Source organism: Alteromonas sp. DY56-G5 (assembly GCF_041414725.1).
In the GTDB taxonomy this organism is placed as follows: Bacteria; Pseudomonadota; Gammaproteobacteria; order Enterobacterales; family Alteromonadaceae; genus Alteromonas; species Alteromonas macleodii.
In genome coordinates, this window is sequence record NZ_JANHZQ010000139.1 from 1 (window position 1) to 545 (window position 545).

1 protein-coding gene is annotated in these 545 nt (G+C 49.5%); it reads right to left on the reverse strand.

Features of this window, described 5'->3' with window-relative positions; genetic code table 11:
• Positions 1 to 545: reverse transcriptase domain-containing protein (locus tag NO989_RS21915; protein ID WP_371343208.1), on the reverse strand; the 545-nt coding region annotated here is incomplete at both ends.

The following is a 545-nucleotide window of genomic DNA, read 5'->3' on the forward strand; positions in this document are numbered from 1 at the left end:
TTCATTTCCTCATCGAACGCATCCAGATAGATGTTCGCTATGAGCGGGCTTATTACCCCGCCTTGCGGACTGCCTGTCTCTGTCTGCTGCCAATGCCCATCAACCATTACCCCACTTTGTAAGAACTGAGCAATGAGACTCAGCACGCTACCATCACGCACCCGTCTTTTAATGCTCTTAATGATAAGCGTATGGTCCAGCTTATCGAAGCACTTCGACAGGTCCATGTCCACTACATGCTGACGCCTATATCGACGGATAAACATGGTGGCTTTGTTGATGGCATCGTGACAGCTCCGCTTCGGTCTATAACCAAAGCTGGATGGATGGAACTGTTCTTCGAAGATGGGGGTTAGGAGGTCTTTCAAGCATTGTTGAACGACTCTATCCCTGACTGTTGGGATACCCAACAGACGCTCACCACCACCGTCTTTCGGGATAATGACCCGCCTTACCGGTTGCGGTTGATAGCGTTTGGTTTTGAGTTCAAGAAGAAGCTGCGATAGTTCATTATCCAGATTTGAGGCAAACGCGCTCAGGCTCTG